Source organism: Nitrincola iocasae (assembly GCF_008727795.1).
Taxonomy (GTDB): Bacteria; Pseudomonadota; Gammaproteobacteria; order Pseudomonadales; family Balneatricaceae; genus Nitrincola; species Nitrincola iocasae.
In genome coordinates, this window is sequence record NZ_CP044222.1 from 1,614,991 (window position 1) to 1,628,625 (window position 13,635).

The window sequence follows — 13,635 nt, forward strand, 5'->3', positions numbered from 1 at the left end:
AAGATGGCCAGCCAGAAGGTGGTCAGCATCACCTATACCGATCTGGGTGGAAACACCACTGAGCGCAGCATTGAGATCCGTTCTGCTGATGATGAACGCTTCAGTGCTATCTGCCACGTAAGCCACGCCCCGCGTACCTTCCGCTTTGACCGAGTCTCAGCCGTCAAAAGTGACACCGGCCAACCGATCGACCGCGACACCTGGATCAAAACTGTCAGCGGTAACGATATTCCCTACCGAGAACCCACCCGTAAACGACCAGTAGAAACTGATGGTCGGGTGAGTGTGCTGTTCACCGGGCTGGGTAACGCCCTGAAGCCCTATGCTATTTCGCTTGCTGAGGAACATGATCTGAGGGTGGTTCAAAAGAGCGTCAGTGCCCGGCTTGGTTTTCTAGTAACCGGGCCAACAGCAGGTCCGAGTAAAGTTGCTAAAGCAAAAGAGCAAGGTGTTCAGATAATTTCCTATGAAGCATTTTTGATGTTGTTAGAGACTGGAGAGCTTGATATTGAGTAATTGGTTTGATCCTAATAAAAGCTTTTTTAAATTGCCTGTGGTTTATTTGACTATTATTATTACTATAATAGTTGCTGTGGTTGTTTCTTTTTTTATATATAAATATTCCAATTTGTATTTCAAGATCAATTATGTTGGGTTTAATAATGTTTTAGAATATTTTAGAGTCCCAATTTCAATTCTTGCAATGCTAATACCTATTGTTGCTGTTTTTGCTGCTAATCATCGTTCTGAACAGACTAGAGAGCAGATTAAAATATCATCTGAGCAAAATAACTTTGTTAATTACTATAAGCATCTTGAAGAGTTTTTAAAGTATTTCAAGGAGCATACTACTAAAGACGTAAAGTTTAAGAGCCACAACCGATTGCACAGCGTTTTATTCCCATTAGCGAAGAAAGGTAAGTATCATATTGAAGGTTCAATAATAATAAGAATAACAAGTGCAATTGATGATGTTTATCATCTTTTGCAAATGTTAAATAATGAAGAAATAAGAATTAATAAAGAAAATAGTGTCGCTAAAATAAAAAATATTTTATTAATTTTAAATGACTTGAATGAACTGTTTGATGTTGATGTTGCAACTACGAATGTGCATAAAGGATCTATAGGTAGCTCTATAGCAATAGAAAAAAGAGTCGGTGGGCTAAATTACATACATTCTGACTTCTGTAGGCTAATTAATGAACTCAATGCTATTATGAAATTTGATAGTGGTTTTATAGGTTTTTTTAATATGAATAAATTAACGAAAATACAAAAGTGCGGTATTTCAGTTAATTACACTCCGGTTAACGAAAATTACATGTGATTCAACTAGACCTATCCCATTATTTCAAAGAAAAACCTACCCCTTAACCTCCAACTCCCCCTGCGTAGTAAACCCACCCTCACTCACTGTGTGCACAACGCGCTCTGTCACCCAGTCCGTTCCATCAATCTCTGCCTTAAACCCTACGACATTCACCGGCGTTTCTGGGTAGAGTTCTGCCAGCCCTTCAGCCAGGGTCAGCGTCAGCTTGCCACCGGCGCGGTTTAGCTTGCGCCATTCGGCTTTGGCAGCACTCTCCGCTTCTGCCTGATTCGGGTGAGGGTGCCGCAATACCTTGGCATTTTCGTCGCTGCCTACGGTCACTGTTTGCTGCTCACCGGTACCGGTATCCTGCCAATGAGTCTGAACCCCTGTGTAATCGCTGTTGCGTTCAGCACGCTGGTATTGGTGCTGGTCGCCATCACGGCGGTTGATGGTGATCGCGGGGATCTCGGTACCGCTGGCTGTGGTTCCGGTACCGGCTGGTTTAAACACCAGGCGATTATCTTTCACGGTGGCCACCGCGCCGTATTGCTCACCGAGGCGGGTTAGCAGGTTGATGTCGCTCTCGCTGGTCTGGTCCAGGTGATCGATTGGTGTGCTTGCCAGGCTTGCATCCATTGCCAGCTGCAGGCCGTTGCGGGCGGCAATGCTGCTGAGGATATCGCCAAGTTTAACTCCGTGATAGCTCTGCTCCCGTTTACGCTTGATGCTGCCTTTGAAGTCTGCCGATCGGGCTCGCAGGGTCAACTGATCAGGTGGGCCTGAGTGGCTGACTTCGTCCAGCGTGAATCGGCCCTTGTAAAACAGGGCGTCTTGCCAACCGATCCAGCATTCAATACTGGCTTATCCGGCGGATATCCAGCAGGCCGTCGCTGTCGTCCAGGGTTATATCGAGCTGGTCGGCTTTATCGCCGCGTTCATCGGTCAGGGTCAGTTTAACCAGACGCCGTTGACGGTGGGTGTGATGTTCTGGCCGTTGACTACCAGACGATAACTGGGTGTGCGGCTGCCAGAGTTCATGCAATGACCTCGGTTGGGTCGGTGATCAGGCCCACCTGGTCGATGCGGTTGTCGTCGACGCGGTTTAGTGTCAGGCTGAATTCGATACGGCGGGGGAGGCTGTCTACTCTGAACAGTGTGCCGGTTTCGCTGATCCCTTCGATTACCCAGAGGCCGTACACACGGCCAGTGGCATCCACCAGTACATAAGGCAAGCCCTGATCGCCCATGTAGCGCAGGGTATCGATTGAGTTACGATCGCCAACCAGTTCGGGTGACAGCCAGCCGGACAGGGTGATGGTGTCGTCGCCTTCGCCTACGAATTGCCGTGCCGGACGTTGGCCGACCCGGTTCTGTGCTGCCCAACGCCAGTTGGTCTGTCGCTGCAGCTGCTGGTAAGCCAGGGTATTGATACCCCATACAAATTGGCCCAGTGACATCAGCATGGTTAGTCCTCATCTCTTAGCTGTGATCGGGTGCTGGCAGCTTGTTGCAGTTGCAGCCTCTGGATCTCCATGGCCACCATTCTGGCTACGGCTTCGGCATCCATACCCGGTGCGGCATGGACGTGTATCTCGCCAATGCTGAGGCTGTTGCCTCTTGTACTGGCTGCCCGTGGTTGTAGTGCAGGGCGGTTGTCGAACTGAAAGCCACCACCTGCTCCAGCAGGTTGCAGCTCAGGCTGGTCAAATCCAAGCCGTTCACGTAGCCAGCCACCGGCTGTGTTGAGTCTGTCCAGGGCGCTGTTTTTCAAATCACCGAGCGTACTGCGCAGCCTGCCAGCCAGTTCGCGGCCTTTTTCCATCAGACGGCCAGCAATGCTCACGATTGACTCCATTACAGCGCTTTCGCCGTTACCCAGGCCTTGCTGCAGGCCGGCCATGACGTCAGCGCCGTGATCTGTAAACACCACGCTGGGTGAGTTGATGCCCAATATGTTTTTGAACCAGCCGGATATGGATGAACCCACAGAGGTGATCTTTTCCCTAACCTGGTCAATGCGTCCAGTAATGCCGTTGATCAGGCCTTGCATGAGCATGCTGCCGAAGTCACTAAACTGCGTTGGTAGTTCAATACCCAGGGTGGCCAGCCCACTCTGAATGACTGAGTAGAGTATTCCCAGTGGGGACCAGTTGAGCAGTAGGGCACCCACTCCGGCGATACCGCCGCTGAAGGCTTCTTTCACCTGTTGCCACAGGCCGGTAAAGAAGGCTTTGATGGGCTCCCAGTTGCGGTAGATCAGGTAGGCCGCTGCGGCAATTGCTGCAACGGCAAGGCCGATCGGGTTGGTGAGAAAGGCTTTGCCGACCCACATGATTGCGTGACCGAGCATGGGCAGCACTGTTCTACCTAAGGTGGTCAAAACAGTACCTAGAGCACCACCTCTGATGCCAGCAGCAACAAATACCCAGCGCATGATTGCCAGTGGTCCCATCAGCGCTGAAACTGCCAGTGCCAAGGTGCCGAAGGCTACAAGTAGCACCCCGGCGACAACGGCTACCTTAGCGATCGTGCCAGCCAGTACTGGGTTTTCTTTGATCCAGTTGCCAGTACCTCGCACTATGCTGGTAATCATTTGAATGGCTCCACGGAGTGGGCCATCGTTCAGCTCTGTCAGCTCTATAGCAACATCCTGGGCAGCGCTTTTGAGTGACAGCAAATCACCAGCGGCATTGTCTGCCTGTGTCGCTGCAGTACGCATTGCTTCGCCCGTGGCGTTTTGAAGCTCACTGATCAGCTTTTGCAGATCTCCGGTACCGGCTTGATTGGTCAGCACAGCAAGTGCGGAGAAGGCTTCTTGACCCGCAATTGCCTTAAAACTGGCCGCTCGCTGTGCTGCGCCAAGGTCTTTGGTTTTGTCGTGTAGTTCACTTAGCAGGTCAGTCATTGGCCGCAGGTTACCCTGCGCATCTTGAGCTTGAATGCCGAGTTCTGCGAGGGCATCGGCGGCCGCTTTTGGCGGTGCGGTCATACGGCTGTATATAGACCGGAGAGCAGTACCAGCCATACTGCCTTGAATACCTGCATCACCGAGCTTACCCGCCATAGCGGCGGCTTCTTCCAGGGTTCCACCGAGACCCGAGGCTACCGGCGCGACGTACTTCATGGTGTCGCCCAGCATAGCCAGGTCAACGTTTGCCCGTGTAAAGGTAGCAACCAGTACATCACCAGCACGGCCCATGTCACCGGCGGACATATTAAATCCGGTTAGAATGTTCGAGCCGATGTCTGCTGCCTGGCCGAGTTCAATGCCAGCGGCCTTTGCCAGCGACAGCATGCCTGGCATTGCGTCGATGATTGCTTCGGGGGTGAAACCGGCCATCGCCAGATAACCTTGTCCAGCGGCGGCATCAGAAGCAGAGAAAGAAGTGGATGCACCCAGATCACGGGCTTGTTTGCGTAGTGCAATGTACTGCTCAGACTCTTTGTTCAGTCTCGTAAGAGCCTGTACCTGGCTCATGGCGGCATCAAACTCCATGCCTGGTCTAATGACCCGCATGGCGCTGTAACTGATGGTACTGCCCATTGCAGCAGCTCTAAAGCCAGCCCCTGCAATATGATTGGCGGTTTCCTGTGTAGCTGCAAAGCTTGCCGAAGCAGCCCTCATCCGTTCTTGTCTGCGTGTTAAGCGATCCAGCTCATTCTGCTGCCGTCGCATGGACCTTGTCGCTGTATCGATATCCTGCGATAGTTTCAGGTTGTGCTGTGAAAGCTGTCTTACATCGATACCCACTTCGCCCAGGCGCTGTTTTGCGGTCCTGAGTGTGGCGAGGTGGCGGATTTGTTTTTGCCGCAGGTTGTTTACCTGCTGTGCGGCTCGCTGATATTGCTGGCTAAGTCGTTTGCTGGGGTTTTCAGTGGCTGTCAGTTGTTGCCGCAACCGCCGGGCAGTTTCTGAAGCCTGTTGGAGTTCGGTTCGATTCTTCTTTGTGGCTCGCTGCAGCTGCTGAAATGAGCTGATGTCTTTCTGCTGCCGCTGCAATCTAGATAGTTGTTCCTTTGATGCACGCAATGCTGCAGCGGTCTGCTTACTGCCCTGCATTACCTTCTTCAGCGGGGCAGAAGCCTTGTCGATGGTGCTGAGAATTAGCTCGGCGGTCAGGCGTCTATTGCTCACTTATCATCTCCTTCCCAGCGCCTGCGCGCCTTTTCTCGCCAGTCCATCAGTTCAACCAGTTCCATGTCGGCCATGTCGCAGGGTCGCCAGTGGAAAACCATGGCGATATCCGCTATGGCTTCATCTACGCTTGCAGGTAGGCCTCTTCCTTGCGCTGCTTCTGTACGAAAAAACCCACAAGCTCAGTGCCCACCGCGGTCAGATCGGCGGTATCCATGTTGGCTACGTCCTGTTCTGTTAGCGTTGGGGTGCTGATACGGGGCAGCAGCTTCTGCAGGCTGTTGTAATCCAGCTGGAGTACTTCCTGGAGGCTGAGTCCACGCAGTTCACCTGAGCGGGGTTTGCGCAGCGTGATTACGTTGATGACCTGATCGCCACGTTTGATGGGTTCGTCCAGCTGTACAGAATACGGCGGCAGTTCTTTGGGTTCTGCCTGGGTAACTTCGGTTTGGGCTGGTGTCTGGGTTTTTTCAGTGTCTTTGGTTGTCATGGTAAGCATCCCATTGCGTTAGTGAAAAAAAGGCCGGTAAAGGTGCATACCGGCCAAAGGGTGTTGAACGTTTATAAGCCGATCGCTTTACGTTGGTCAGCCAGCCGGTCGACGCCTGCGACCCGTTCGATCATGTTGATGATGTCGATTTCGATCACCTCGATGCCGTTGATTGTGAGCTTGTAGTAGCTCAGCTCGCTGGTGACTTTGAACGGGCTTTGGTCACCTGGCTTGCCTGTGCCCATATCAATGGAGCTGTGGCGGCCACGGCAGGTGATTTCGACTGCATCTACAGCACCGGTATCATCGCGCTGGTAGGCACCGGCAAAGCGCAGCAGCACGCCATCGTGACGGGTGATGCCGAATTGGAGCAGCGGCTCTCGCATGAGGCCGCCGCAAGTCCATTCCATGGACAGGGCTTCCATGCCGTGGTCCGTCTTGATGGGTGCGTTCATGCCGCCCCCACGGAAGTCCTCCATGATTCGGGTGAGTACAGGAGGGACAACCTCCTCAATCTGTCCAGCGTAGGAGATACCATTCTCAAACAGGTTCATGTTCTTCAGTTTACGGGGCAGTGCCATCGGTCATCCCTCCGTTATGCGTTGATCTGGCTGGCGAAGTCGGCCAGGTAGCGATCGGTGATGCGCTGGCGGAACATCAGGTTCTCCAACGGTGGCACCGGGGTGTAGTCGTAGTCGATGTACAGCTTGCCAGCTTTGAGGGTTTCCTCGCTGTTCACTGTGTCGTCGTACCAGGCAGAGCCATCGATGAGGTAGCCCAGCGCCTTCCATTCACGGAACTTGGCGTTGATGCCCTCGATAATGTCGCGGATCAGGCTGGCATGCATCGGCTTGTCTACGGACCACATGTGCGCTTCGGCCATGGTGTCGGCAATGACGTGGGCGCTACGGGTATAGTTCTCGAATGCAAACAGCGGATCCGCTGAGCAGGTGCGAGATCCCCAGAAGCGGAAGCCATCACGGTTGATCAGGGTGGTGACTTCGTTTTCGTTCAGATAACCGGCATCGGTAGCCGGGTTCTGCAGATCCCAGTAGATGTCCTTGTTGATGCCGGTGACACCATTCACTGAGACGTTGGACAGGGTTTTGTGCCAGCCAACCTCCTGGTCGATCTTGGCGCGTAGGCCCAGGGCTCGGGCGGTGGCATACAGGGTGGTTTCCTCACTGGCGACCGTATCCCAGCCCAGGAAGTCTGGCCAGATCACCATCGCTTCGCGGCTGCCGAAGTTGTCACGGTAGGTGACGGCCTCTTCTTTGGTGGCTGCACCAAATGCGCTGATGTAAGCAAAGGCCCGCATCTGCTCGGCAATGCCGACCAGCTCCGCTGCAACGGCCTGATCATCCAGCCCTGGTACACCCAGAATGCGAGGCTTGACGCCGAACTGACTCTCAGCCGCCATCAGTGCCTTCATGCCGGTGTATTCACCGTTGGCAGTGACAGAGCCGATCAGGTTGCTGGTGGTGGCCGCTGCATCGATGCCTTCCGGCACCCGCACTGCGACGATGATGGGTTTGGTCTGGTCAGCAATCGCGTCCAGTGCCTTGGATAGTGTACCGGAGACACCGGCCTGGCCGATTGCCTCCAGGACGTTGGTGATCAGTTTCGGCTTGTTAGCCGGGAAGTAGTCAACGTCTGCGTCTTCAGCGGTAGCCACCAGACCGATCACGGCCGTCGATACGGTCCGGATCGGGCGGGTGCCCTCGTTGATCTCTATGACGCGGACGCCGTGATGGTATTCGGTTGCCATTGGCTCTCTCCTGCGGTTTGCATTGCGCTGTGTGTTGCACTGCCATCAGTGTGCAGTCTCGCGCGTGGAGAGGGGAGCGGCGGGGCGTGTAGGAGGGGGTTTTACAGGTGAGAGGCTATAGAAAAGAAGGTATTGCAGAGCAAATCACACCAATGGCCACCCAACCCAAACCCATGAGAGTTAAACCAGAACCTGATATGTGAATGCGTTCGGTTTGCTGACTGATTTGGCCCACTTTTGGGAGGACTTCGGCGTCAATGCGTTTTTCTATATTGCGTAGTTGCTCAAGTAACATCTGGGCTTGATGCCTATCCTCATGAACCATGTTAAATAGACGATAAATGTTTTCAGCATTCACATCTTCTTTGGAGCTTCCGGTAGTTGGTTCAGCTTTTGAGGCAGTAACCGTTGCAGCGAGCATATTTAGATTACCGGATCCGATACCGTACACGGTTCTACTTTTAAATCTAAAAAGTCCTTTGATAAGTTCCCAGAAGCCAGGTCGATTGAACTCTTTTCTAATATCGAGAATACCTATAAATGTAATCAAAATACCCAACAGTTGCAGAGTTAAACCAGCGATTAAAAGGGATGGTTCAGTTTCAGTGCAAAAGGTTTTTATTACGAAAAAAAGCGACACTAACACCAAGCAAAATGCTAAGAACGGACTGTTTCTAAGATACCAAGAGCGTAAGCATTTGCGTAAAGTCGACATGTTAGTTCCTTTGCCTTTGATTCATTTATGAATGATAACACAGCGACATAAAAAGCATTTGGTGTGCTCTAACTACCAAGTATATCAATGCTGCTGAATCTGCATAGCAAACTCAACATCCTGCAAATGACTGGTATAACAATGATCGTCCTGCCAGAAGAAAACAGCATTGATCACGCGATAAGCGGTACGCCAGCCAGGCCGGTGCCGGTTGACCCAGCACCGTGCGCTGACAGTTTGGTCATGGTGCCCGAGCAGCAGCCACAGATTCACCGTCTGGCTGAACCAGGCGGCGATCCGTAGGAGTTGGGTGATTACTCTGGCCATTCCAGTACCGGCAGATCAGATTCAATGTCAGCGATGCTGCTGGGCATGGGACGGGTGCCCGCAAGGACTTCATCAAGTAGCTGATAGGCCGCTGCCCAGGTTGCATCGCGCAGGTTTACACAGTGCTGGCCCTCGGTAGCGAACTTCGGCACTGTGCTGGTGGCGTAGGTGCATGCGGACATTATGCCGGAGTAGTTTCGTGTTCTTGCGAAGTCATCGAGGCGCTGCTGAATGTCAGATTCAAACCCTGCTTGGATTTTGGTTGGGGTTGGTGGTGGTGGGTCTACAAGTATAGGGTAAAAGTTTTCGTCAGCTTTGATGATTTTGCCCTGGCTCTGACCTTCAATCAGAAACATGTGTATTTCTTTTGTGATTTCTACTGCATCTTCCGGAATTTTATCGCCATGAATAGTTCGGGAGTAAAACCCGTTAGTTGTTTTTGAGTAATACATAATTTAATCCTTATTTGCCTATCGCAATCCATTCAACTGTAGTGTTTTCACCACCAGTAGAGTATGCATAGACTCTCAAAGTTGATGTGTTTATCTGTTGAAGTCCAACGGATCTTGCAGAAGATAAATTACTTATAGCTTGGGTTCCTTGAGTAGATCGAAAAATTCCTGTGGGGAACGTTATTGGCAAAATAACGTCTACAAAATTCCCACTTTGAATGACCACTGCCCCCCACTGAAAAATCAGCCCACCCATCCAGCTCGGGAAAACAATATATCCATTACCACCTAACAGAATCGAAAACCCCCACCTCAGCTTCTTGGGAGTTACCGCGACGGTATCATCTGTCCCCTCATCAGTCTGAGCCTGAGTCGCTACTTTCATCATACCCAGTACAGATTCAGTAGCTTGCTTCACCCAGTTTTTGAGTTTTTTAGCAGTGATGAATTTGGTGTCATTGGTTCCTTCATCGGTTTCCACCTGCGTGGCAGCCTGTGCAATACCCGGTACCGTCTCACTTGCTGGTGGCATGGCAAAGCTGGTATCCCCAAACGTCAAGCTGTTGGCATTCAGGGTGCCGAGGGTGATGTCTACGGCCAGTAACAGTGCTGAAGCGCTTGCTTTCTGGGCGATAGGGTTTTCGGGATCAGAGTAAACGGCGAACAGGGTGCCGCTGTCGGTGTAAAGGCCGAACTCGTTGACTGTGTAGGCATCGCCGGTTTCATCTTTGATTGTGACGTGAATGATATCCGCTGACACCACTTGACCTGCGATAGTGTTTAGGCGCTTGGTTTCGGCGGTTAGTGTCAGCTGCTCTGGGTCTGGGTTGTACTGGCCGGTGCCGAGGCCGACTTCGGTGATTGTGACCGGGCCGGTGCCGGTGTTGTCGGCGTTGATTACCTCGGCACGGCCAGCGTCCGTGATGGTTATTTGTAGTACCATGTTATGCCTCTTGTGTGCTCAGTCGGGTGTAGGTGACGGGACGGATCACACCCTGGAATCCGATGCCGCCCTGGAATGGTTTCTCGGTCAGACTTAGGCGGGCGAATACGGCGGTGCGGAGGATCCCGCCCAAGCCTAAGCCGCCTGCAGCTGATATTCCTGCTGTAAACGTAAAGTGACTGCGCACCGGTTTGGTCCGGCGCACTTCGTTAATGATGTCTTCCTGGTACTCGGCGGTGGCCGGTACGCTGCCGCCGAGGGTTAGAATCAGTTCAAAGGTGTGCGGTGTACCGGCAGGGGTTTTCTGCCACCACTCGCGCATAGCCAGCCCACCCCCGAATGACTTGACCACGTCACGCACTGATTTGGCGGTACCCTTACGCCGCTGGATCTCAATAGCATCACGAATACGCTGCCGTTTTACTGCCTCTGGCCAATAGTCTTTCCAACTGTCGATAGACAGAGACCAGGCTAACCAGGGCAGCAGATCCGCCGGGCAGGTGTCATGGTTCCACAGGGTACGCAGTGGCACCGGCAGGTTGGTGGTGCGCTGGGTGGTGGCTTCGATTGCGCGTTCTGTGTCTGTGGCGTTAGGGGGCAGTAGGCTACTCATCGATGCCACCATTGGTCAGGCTGATTCCGGTGCAGTAGGTGGCCTGTTGACGGTCAACCTCGATGTCGGCTAACGGAGATGCCAGTTCAACACGCTGGACCCCTGGCTGATGCAATGCCGCATAAATGCCGGATAGGGTGACATCACGGCCGAGCGCGTGTTGCTTGGTCGTGTAGGCTTCGGCTGCCGCCTGAGCGGATGCCATTACCTCCGCACTGCCGGGGCCAGCATAGAAATACAGGGTCGCTTCAATGGTGTAGTTGGTAATGGCAGCGCTTTGCACGATGACGTGATCGGTCAGCGGGCGAACAGATTCGGCTGACAGTGTTGCGTCGACGGCATCCAGGAGGGATTGGCTGGCTGAGCCGTCACCGGTGCGGGATAGCACAGTCACAACAACGTCCCCTGGGATAGGGCTTATCGCACTGGCATCCAGCACATCACCATCAGCACTCAGAGCGTGGAAAATATAGGCGCCTTCCGGTCCTGCGGTGCTGTATCCCTCCAGTGCTAGGGTGATACGTCGGCGATAATCTTCATTATCCTCGTATACGGCAGGCACGGGTGGTACTGCATTGGGATCGCCAGCATCAATCAATAGGCGAGGCACACCGAACAGAGATCCTAGATTATCCAGGTCAGCATCCAGCGCATAGGCCAGCATGCAGGCCTTGGCTGCTTCATTCACACGCTGCCGCAGTACTGTCTCACGGAAGGCACAGACCTGCAGCAGCTTGACGATCGGTTCAGACTCCAGCTGCAGAGTGTCAACGAGCGCCGCATCGCGTGCGATCAAATCAGTTTTCATATCAGCCAGGATGGTCTCGTAATCGATGATCTCGATTACATCCGGAACGGGTAGCTGGGCGAGGTCGATTGCAGTAAAGCCGCCACTCACAGGCCACCTCCTACACGGGCAGTTGTCGTCATGTCGGTGTTACCCACTCGGCCAACCACTTCCACGGTAGCGCCTGCAGGTGCGTTGAACTGGAGGCTGATACGGCTGATTTGAAAGCGGGGCTCCCAGCGCATTACTGCTGCAGCGGTGGCCGCGTATAACCGCAGCAGGGTGGATTGGTTCAATGGCTGGTCGATCAGATCCGGGATAACGCTGCCATACTCGCGACGCATCACCCGGGAGCCTACCGGAGTTGTCAGAATGTCACCGATGCTCTGGCGGATGTGATCTTCAAGCGCCTCGATGCCGGTGCCGGTGGTTTTATTCAGGCCGATGGCGGTCATTCCGGTTCTCCTGTATTGGCTGGGCCTGGTGTGATACCGCCGTGGGTGTGGTTTTGGGCCGATATGCCATCTGAGGTCATATCACCACCTGTCTGAGTGACAGGCCCTTTCATAAATAGATGTTCATAAGAGAGCGTTATTTCGCCAGAACAGTGGATGTTCAGAGTGTTGTTCACTGCGTTGTGCTCGATATAGCTGCCATTATCGAACTGAATCAGATCAATGTCCGGATCTGCACTGGGCGCATTGAGTGCTGTGGTGTAGAGGATCTGGATGATGACAGCCTGCGCCGGATCTCCAGACGGGCAGGCCAACACCACCTGGGTGCCGGTGCGCAGTGGTCGCCAGCGGCGATAATTGCGGCCAACCTCAGCAGGCCATGGCAGCCAGCCGGTCAGCAGTCCTCCAGTTTTTACCCGCAGCTTACGGCCAGCGTGATCCACCTCGGCAATGGAGCCCAGGCGGATCAGTGATTCGAGTCGGCGGTTCAGGTCAGCAATATTCATACCCCGATAATGCACAGCCCGCGCGCGGGAGTAGAGCGGGGCTGTGTGTAGACCGGGGTTATACAAGTGCCTTAGAAATTACAGATGATCAGTTCGGTGGCTTTGCGGGTGCTTTTTTGTGCCAGAGAGTAGCCATAGTCGACCGCTGTTATGTTTAAACCATCCATGACCACCCTGATATCAGGGTGGTCGTTCAGGCTGATGATTACCTTGCCTTTGCAGGTTCTAGCCTGGTCCGCTAGCTTTTCATATTCATTGAATGGGAAGTCGATACCGTAGCCCTCTGTTTGCCAATAGGGTGGGTCACAATAGAATAATGCATCTTCCCGATCGTATCGTTGCATACAGCTATGCCAATCGAGGTGCTCAATGGTGGTGTTCATCAAGCGGTAGTGGGCATCGGCCAGTGTTTGTTCGATGTTGAGTATGTTGAATCGTGCGGCGCGGCTGGCATCGACACCAAATGTCTGCCCTGTCACTTTGCCGCCAAATGCGAGCTTTTGCAGGTACAAAAACCGAGCGGCACGTTGTACATCTGTCAGGGTTTCAACCGGGGTGTTGGATAACTGCTCCCAGTTTTGGCGGCTGCAGAGTGTCCATTTAAACTGTCGGTAAAGTTCTTCCAGATGGTGCTTCACAATGCGGTATAGATTGACGATATCGCCATTCAAGTCATTGAGTACTTCAGCCTTGGATGGATCCTTCAGAAAGAACAGAGCCGCAGCCCCTGCGAAGGGTTCGCAGTAGCTACGGTGTTCGGGAAACAGGGGGATCAGATGCTTGGCAAGTTTACGTTTGCCGCCTATCCAGGGCACGATGGGTTTGCTCATTTTTAGCTCCTTGTGGAATGGAGCTCGTGGCCCTCTCGTACTGTATCAACCGTTTGCAGCGGGGACACTTAATTTCAATTTTTTGGAAAATACCTTTTGCTAACAGCTTGTTGCAATTATTACATCTTATTAACTTTTGCATGTGAACCTTCAGACGTTTCTGATAGGCTTCCGGTACCGTGTCGACGCGGTGGGGAAGCCTTGGCTGGCTCACAGTGCCAATTCACTGTGGATCGGGGTTCGGTGATTGTTGGCGCAATCCCGAGCCGCTTCCTCTCTCTTGTTCGATCCTAATCAAT

The 13,635-nt window shown here is 52.9% G+C and carries 20 protein-coding genes; 2 read left to right on the top strand and 18 right to left on the bottom strand.

What is annotated here, in order from left to right; all coding sequences use genetic code 11:
- Positions 1-3: 3 nt before the first annotated feature.
- Both F5I99_RS07385 and F5I99_RS07390 read left to right on the top strand, forming a co-directional pair.
- Positions 4-516 (top strand): BRCT domain-containing protein, encoded by a 513-nt coding sequence (locus tag F5I99_RS07385; RefSeq protein ID WP_151054585.1) that lies wholly within the window; start codon positions 4-6, stop codon positions 514-516.
- Positions 509-1,330: a hypothetical protein gene (locus F5I99_RS07390; protein ID WP_151054587.1), complete on the top strand. Its 822-nt coding sequence runs from the start codon at positions 509-511 to the stop codon at positions 1,328-1,330. Before F5I99_RS07385 ends, F5I99_RS07390 begins: the two co-directional genes overlap by 8 nt.
- A gap of 36 nt (positions 1,331-1,366) precedes the next feature.
- Here the strand turns inward: F5I99_RS07390 and F5I99_RS07395 are convergent, their stop codons facing one another.
- The 18 genes from F5I99_RS07395 to F5I99_RS07480 form a co-directional block, all read right to left on the bottom strand.
- The gene (locus tag F5I99_RS07395; protein WP_191905975.1) at positions 1,367-2,080 is read right to left on the bottom strand and encodes a contractile injection system protein, VgrG/Pvc8 family; all 714 of its coding nucleotides are present in this window, start codon (positions 2,078-2,080) and stop codon (positions 1,367-1,369) included.
- An 85-nt stretch (positions 2,081-2,165) separates the two neighbouring features.
- Positions 2,166-2,357, bottom strand: coding sequence for a hypothetical protein (locus F5I99_RS07400; protein ID WP_151054591.1), 192 nt, complete (start codon positions 2,355-2,357; stop codon positions 2,166-2,168).
- Positions 2,350-2,778 (bottom strand): phage tail protein, encoded by a 429-nt coding sequence (locus F5I99_RS07405; RefSeq protein ID WP_151054593.1) that lies wholly within the window; start codon positions 2,776-2,778, stop codon positions 2,350-2,352. The genes F5I99_RS07400 and F5I99_RS07405 overlap by 8 nt, the downstream gene beginning before the upstream one ends.
- Before the next feature lie 2 nt (positions 2,779-2,780).
- The gene (locus tag F5I99_RS07410; RefSeq protein ID WP_151054595.1) at positions 2,781-5,450 is read right to left on the bottom strand and encodes a phage tail tape measure protein; all 2,670 of its coding nucleotides are present in this window, start codon (positions 5,448-5,450) and stop codon (positions 2,781-2,783) included.
- Complete coding sequence (locus F5I99_RS19820) at positions 5,447-5,566, bottom strand: GpE family phage tail protein (RefSeq protein WP_151059018.1); 120 nt, start codon at positions 5,564-5,566, stop codon at positions 5,447-5,449. The genes F5I99_RS07410 and F5I99_RS19820 overlap by 4 nt, the downstream gene beginning before the upstream one ends.
- A gap of 8 nt (positions 5,567-5,574) precedes the next feature.
- A complete protein-coding gene (locus F5I99_RS07420; RefSeq protein WP_151054597.1) occupies positions 5,575-5,940 on the bottom strand; it encodes a phage tail assembly protein in 366 nt (121 codons plus the stop codon).
- A 71-nt stretch (positions 5,941-6,011) separates the two neighbouring features.
- Positions 6,012-6,521, bottom strand: a complete 510-nt coding sequence (locus tag F5I99_RS07425; RefSeq protein ID WP_151054599.1) for a phage major tail tube protein — start codon at positions 6,519-6,521, stop codon at positions 6,012-6,014.
- Between the two features lie 14 nt (positions 6,522-6,535).
- Positions 6,536-7,708 (bottom strand): phage tail sheath protein, encoded by a 1,173-nt coding sequence (locus F5I99_RS07430; protein WP_151054600.1) that lies wholly within the window; start codon positions 7,706-7,708, stop codon positions 6,536-6,538.
- A 115-nt stretch (positions 7,709-7,823) separates the two neighbouring features.
- On the bottom strand, positions 7,824-8,423 hold the full coding sequence (locus F5I99_RS07435) for a hypothetical protein (RefSeq protein ID WP_151054602.1): 600 nt from the start codon (positions 8,421-8,423) through the stop codon (positions 7,824-7,826).
- 84 nt (positions 8,424-8,507) lie between these two features.
- The gene (locus tag F5I99_RS07440) at positions 8,508-8,750 is read right to left on the bottom strand and encodes a hypothetical protein (RefSeq protein ID WP_151054604.1); all 243 of its coding nucleotides are present in this window, start codon (positions 8,748-8,750) and stop codon (positions 8,508-8,510) included.
- Positions 8,738-9,202 carry a hypothetical protein gene (locus F5I99_RS07445; RefSeq protein ID WP_151054606.1) on the bottom strand — a complete coding sequence of 155 codons (465 nt, stop codon included), beginning with the start codon at positions 9,200-9,202 and terminating at the stop codon, positions 8,738-8,740. Before F5I99_RS07445 ends, F5I99_RS07440 begins: the two co-directional genes overlap by 13 nt.
- 10 nt (positions 9,203-9,212) lie before the next feature.
- Positions 9,213-10,145, bottom strand: coding sequence for a gp53-like domain-containing protein (locus tag F5I99_RS07450; RefSeq protein WP_151054608.1), 933 nt, complete (start codon positions 10,143-10,145; stop codon positions 9,213-9,215).
- Position 10,146: 1 nt separating this feature from the next.
- A complete protein-coding gene (locus tag F5I99_RS07455; protein WP_151054610.1) occupies positions 10,147-10,758 on the bottom strand; it encodes a phage tail protein I in 612 nt (203 codons plus the stop codon).
- Positions 10,751-11,656, bottom strand: a complete 906-nt coding sequence (locus F5I99_RS07460) for a baseplate assembly protein (protein ID WP_151054612.1) — start codon at positions 11,654-11,656, stop codon at positions 10,751-10,753. Before F5I99_RS07460 ends, F5I99_RS07455 begins: the two co-directional genes overlap by 8 nt.
- Positions 11,653-12,000 carry a GPW/gp25 family protein gene (locus F5I99_RS07465; protein ID WP_151054615.1) on the bottom strand — a complete coding sequence of 116 codons (348 nt, stop codon included), beginning with the start codon at positions 11,998-12,000 and terminating at the stop codon, positions 11,653-11,655. The genes F5I99_RS07460 and F5I99_RS07465 overlap by 4 nt, the downstream gene beginning before the upstream one ends.
- A complete protein-coding gene (locus F5I99_RS07470) occupies positions 11,997-12,506 on the bottom strand; it encodes a phage baseplate assembly protein V (protein ID WP_151054617.1) in 510 nt (169 codons plus the stop codon). Before F5I99_RS07470 ends, F5I99_RS07465 begins: the two co-directional genes overlap by 4 nt.
- Positions 12,507-12,577: 71 nt before the next feature.
- Positions 12,578-13,336 carry a DNA adenine methylase gene (locus tag F5I99_RS07475; RefSeq protein ID WP_151054619.1) on the bottom strand — a complete coding sequence of 253 codons (759 nt, stop codon included), beginning with the start codon at positions 13,334-13,336 and terminating at the stop codon, positions 12,578-12,580.
- Positions 13,296-13,478, bottom strand: a complete 183-nt coding sequence (locus F5I99_RS07480; protein WP_151054621.1) for a Com family DNA-binding transcriptional regulator — start codon at positions 13,476-13,478, stop codon at positions 13,296-13,298. Before F5I99_RS07480 ends, F5I99_RS07475 begins: the two co-directional genes overlap by 41 nt.
- Between the last annotated feature and the right edge of the window lie 157 nt (positions 13,479-13,635).

Excerpts from the sequence above, each read along its gene's own strand:
- F5I99_RS07385 (WP_151054585.1), top strand. The coding sequence starts at position 4 with ATGGCCAGCCAGAAGGTGGTCAGCATCACCTATACCGATCTGGGTGGA.
- F5I99_RS07405 (WP_151054593.1), bottom strand. The coding sequence starts at position 2,778 with ATGCTGATGTCACTGGGCCAATTTGTATGGGGTATCAATACCCTGGCT.
- F5I99_RS07420 (WP_151054597.1), bottom strand. The coding sequence starts at position 5,940 with ATGACAACCAAAGACACTGAAAAAACCCAGACACCAGCCCAAACCGAA.
- F5I99_RS07425 (WP_151054599.1), bottom strand. The coding sequence starts at position 6,521 with ATGGCACTGCCCCGTAAACTGAAGAACATGAACCTGTTTGAGAATGGT.
- F5I99_RS07430 (WP_151054600.1), bottom strand. The coding sequence starts at position 7,708 with ATGGCAACCGAATACCATCACGGCGTCCGCGTCATAGAGATCAACGAG.
- F5I99_RS07435 (WP_151054602.1), bottom strand. The coding sequence starts at position 8,423 with ATGTCGACTTTACGCAAATGCTTACGCTCTTGGTATCTTAGAAACAGT.
- F5I99_RS07440 (WP_151054604.1), bottom strand. The coding sequence starts at position 8,750 with ATGGCCAGAGTAATCACCCAACTCCTACGGATCGCCGCCTGGTTCAGC.
- F5I99_RS07445 (WP_151054606.1), bottom strand. The coding sequence starts at position 9,202 with ATGTATTACTCAAAAACAACTAACGGGTTTTACTCCCGAACTATTCAT.
- F5I99_RS07450 (WP_151054608.1), bottom strand. The coding sequence starts at position 10,145 with ATGGTACTACAAATAACCATCACGGACGCTGGCCGTGCCGAGGTAATC.
- F5I99_RS07455 (WP_151054610.1), bottom strand. The coding sequence starts at position 10,758 with ATGAGTAGCCTACTGCCCCCTAACGCCACAGACACAGAACGCGCAATC.
- F5I99_RS07465 (WP_151054615.1), bottom strand. The coding sequence starts at position 12,000 with ATGACCGCCATCGGCCTGAATAAAACCACCGGCACCGGCATCGAGGCG.
- F5I99_RS07470 (WP_151054617.1), bottom strand. The coding sequence starts at position 12,506 with ATGAATATTGCTGACCTGAACCGCCGACTCGAATCACTGATCCGCCTG.
- F5I99_RS07475 (WP_151054619.1), bottom strand. The coding sequence starts at position 13,336 with ATGAGCAAACCCATCGTGCCCTGGATAGGCGGCAAACGTAAACTTGCC.
- F5I99_RS07480 (WP_151054621.1), bottom strand. The coding sequence starts at position 13,478 with ATGCAAAAGTTAATAAGATGTAATAATTGCAACAAGCTGTTAGCAAAA.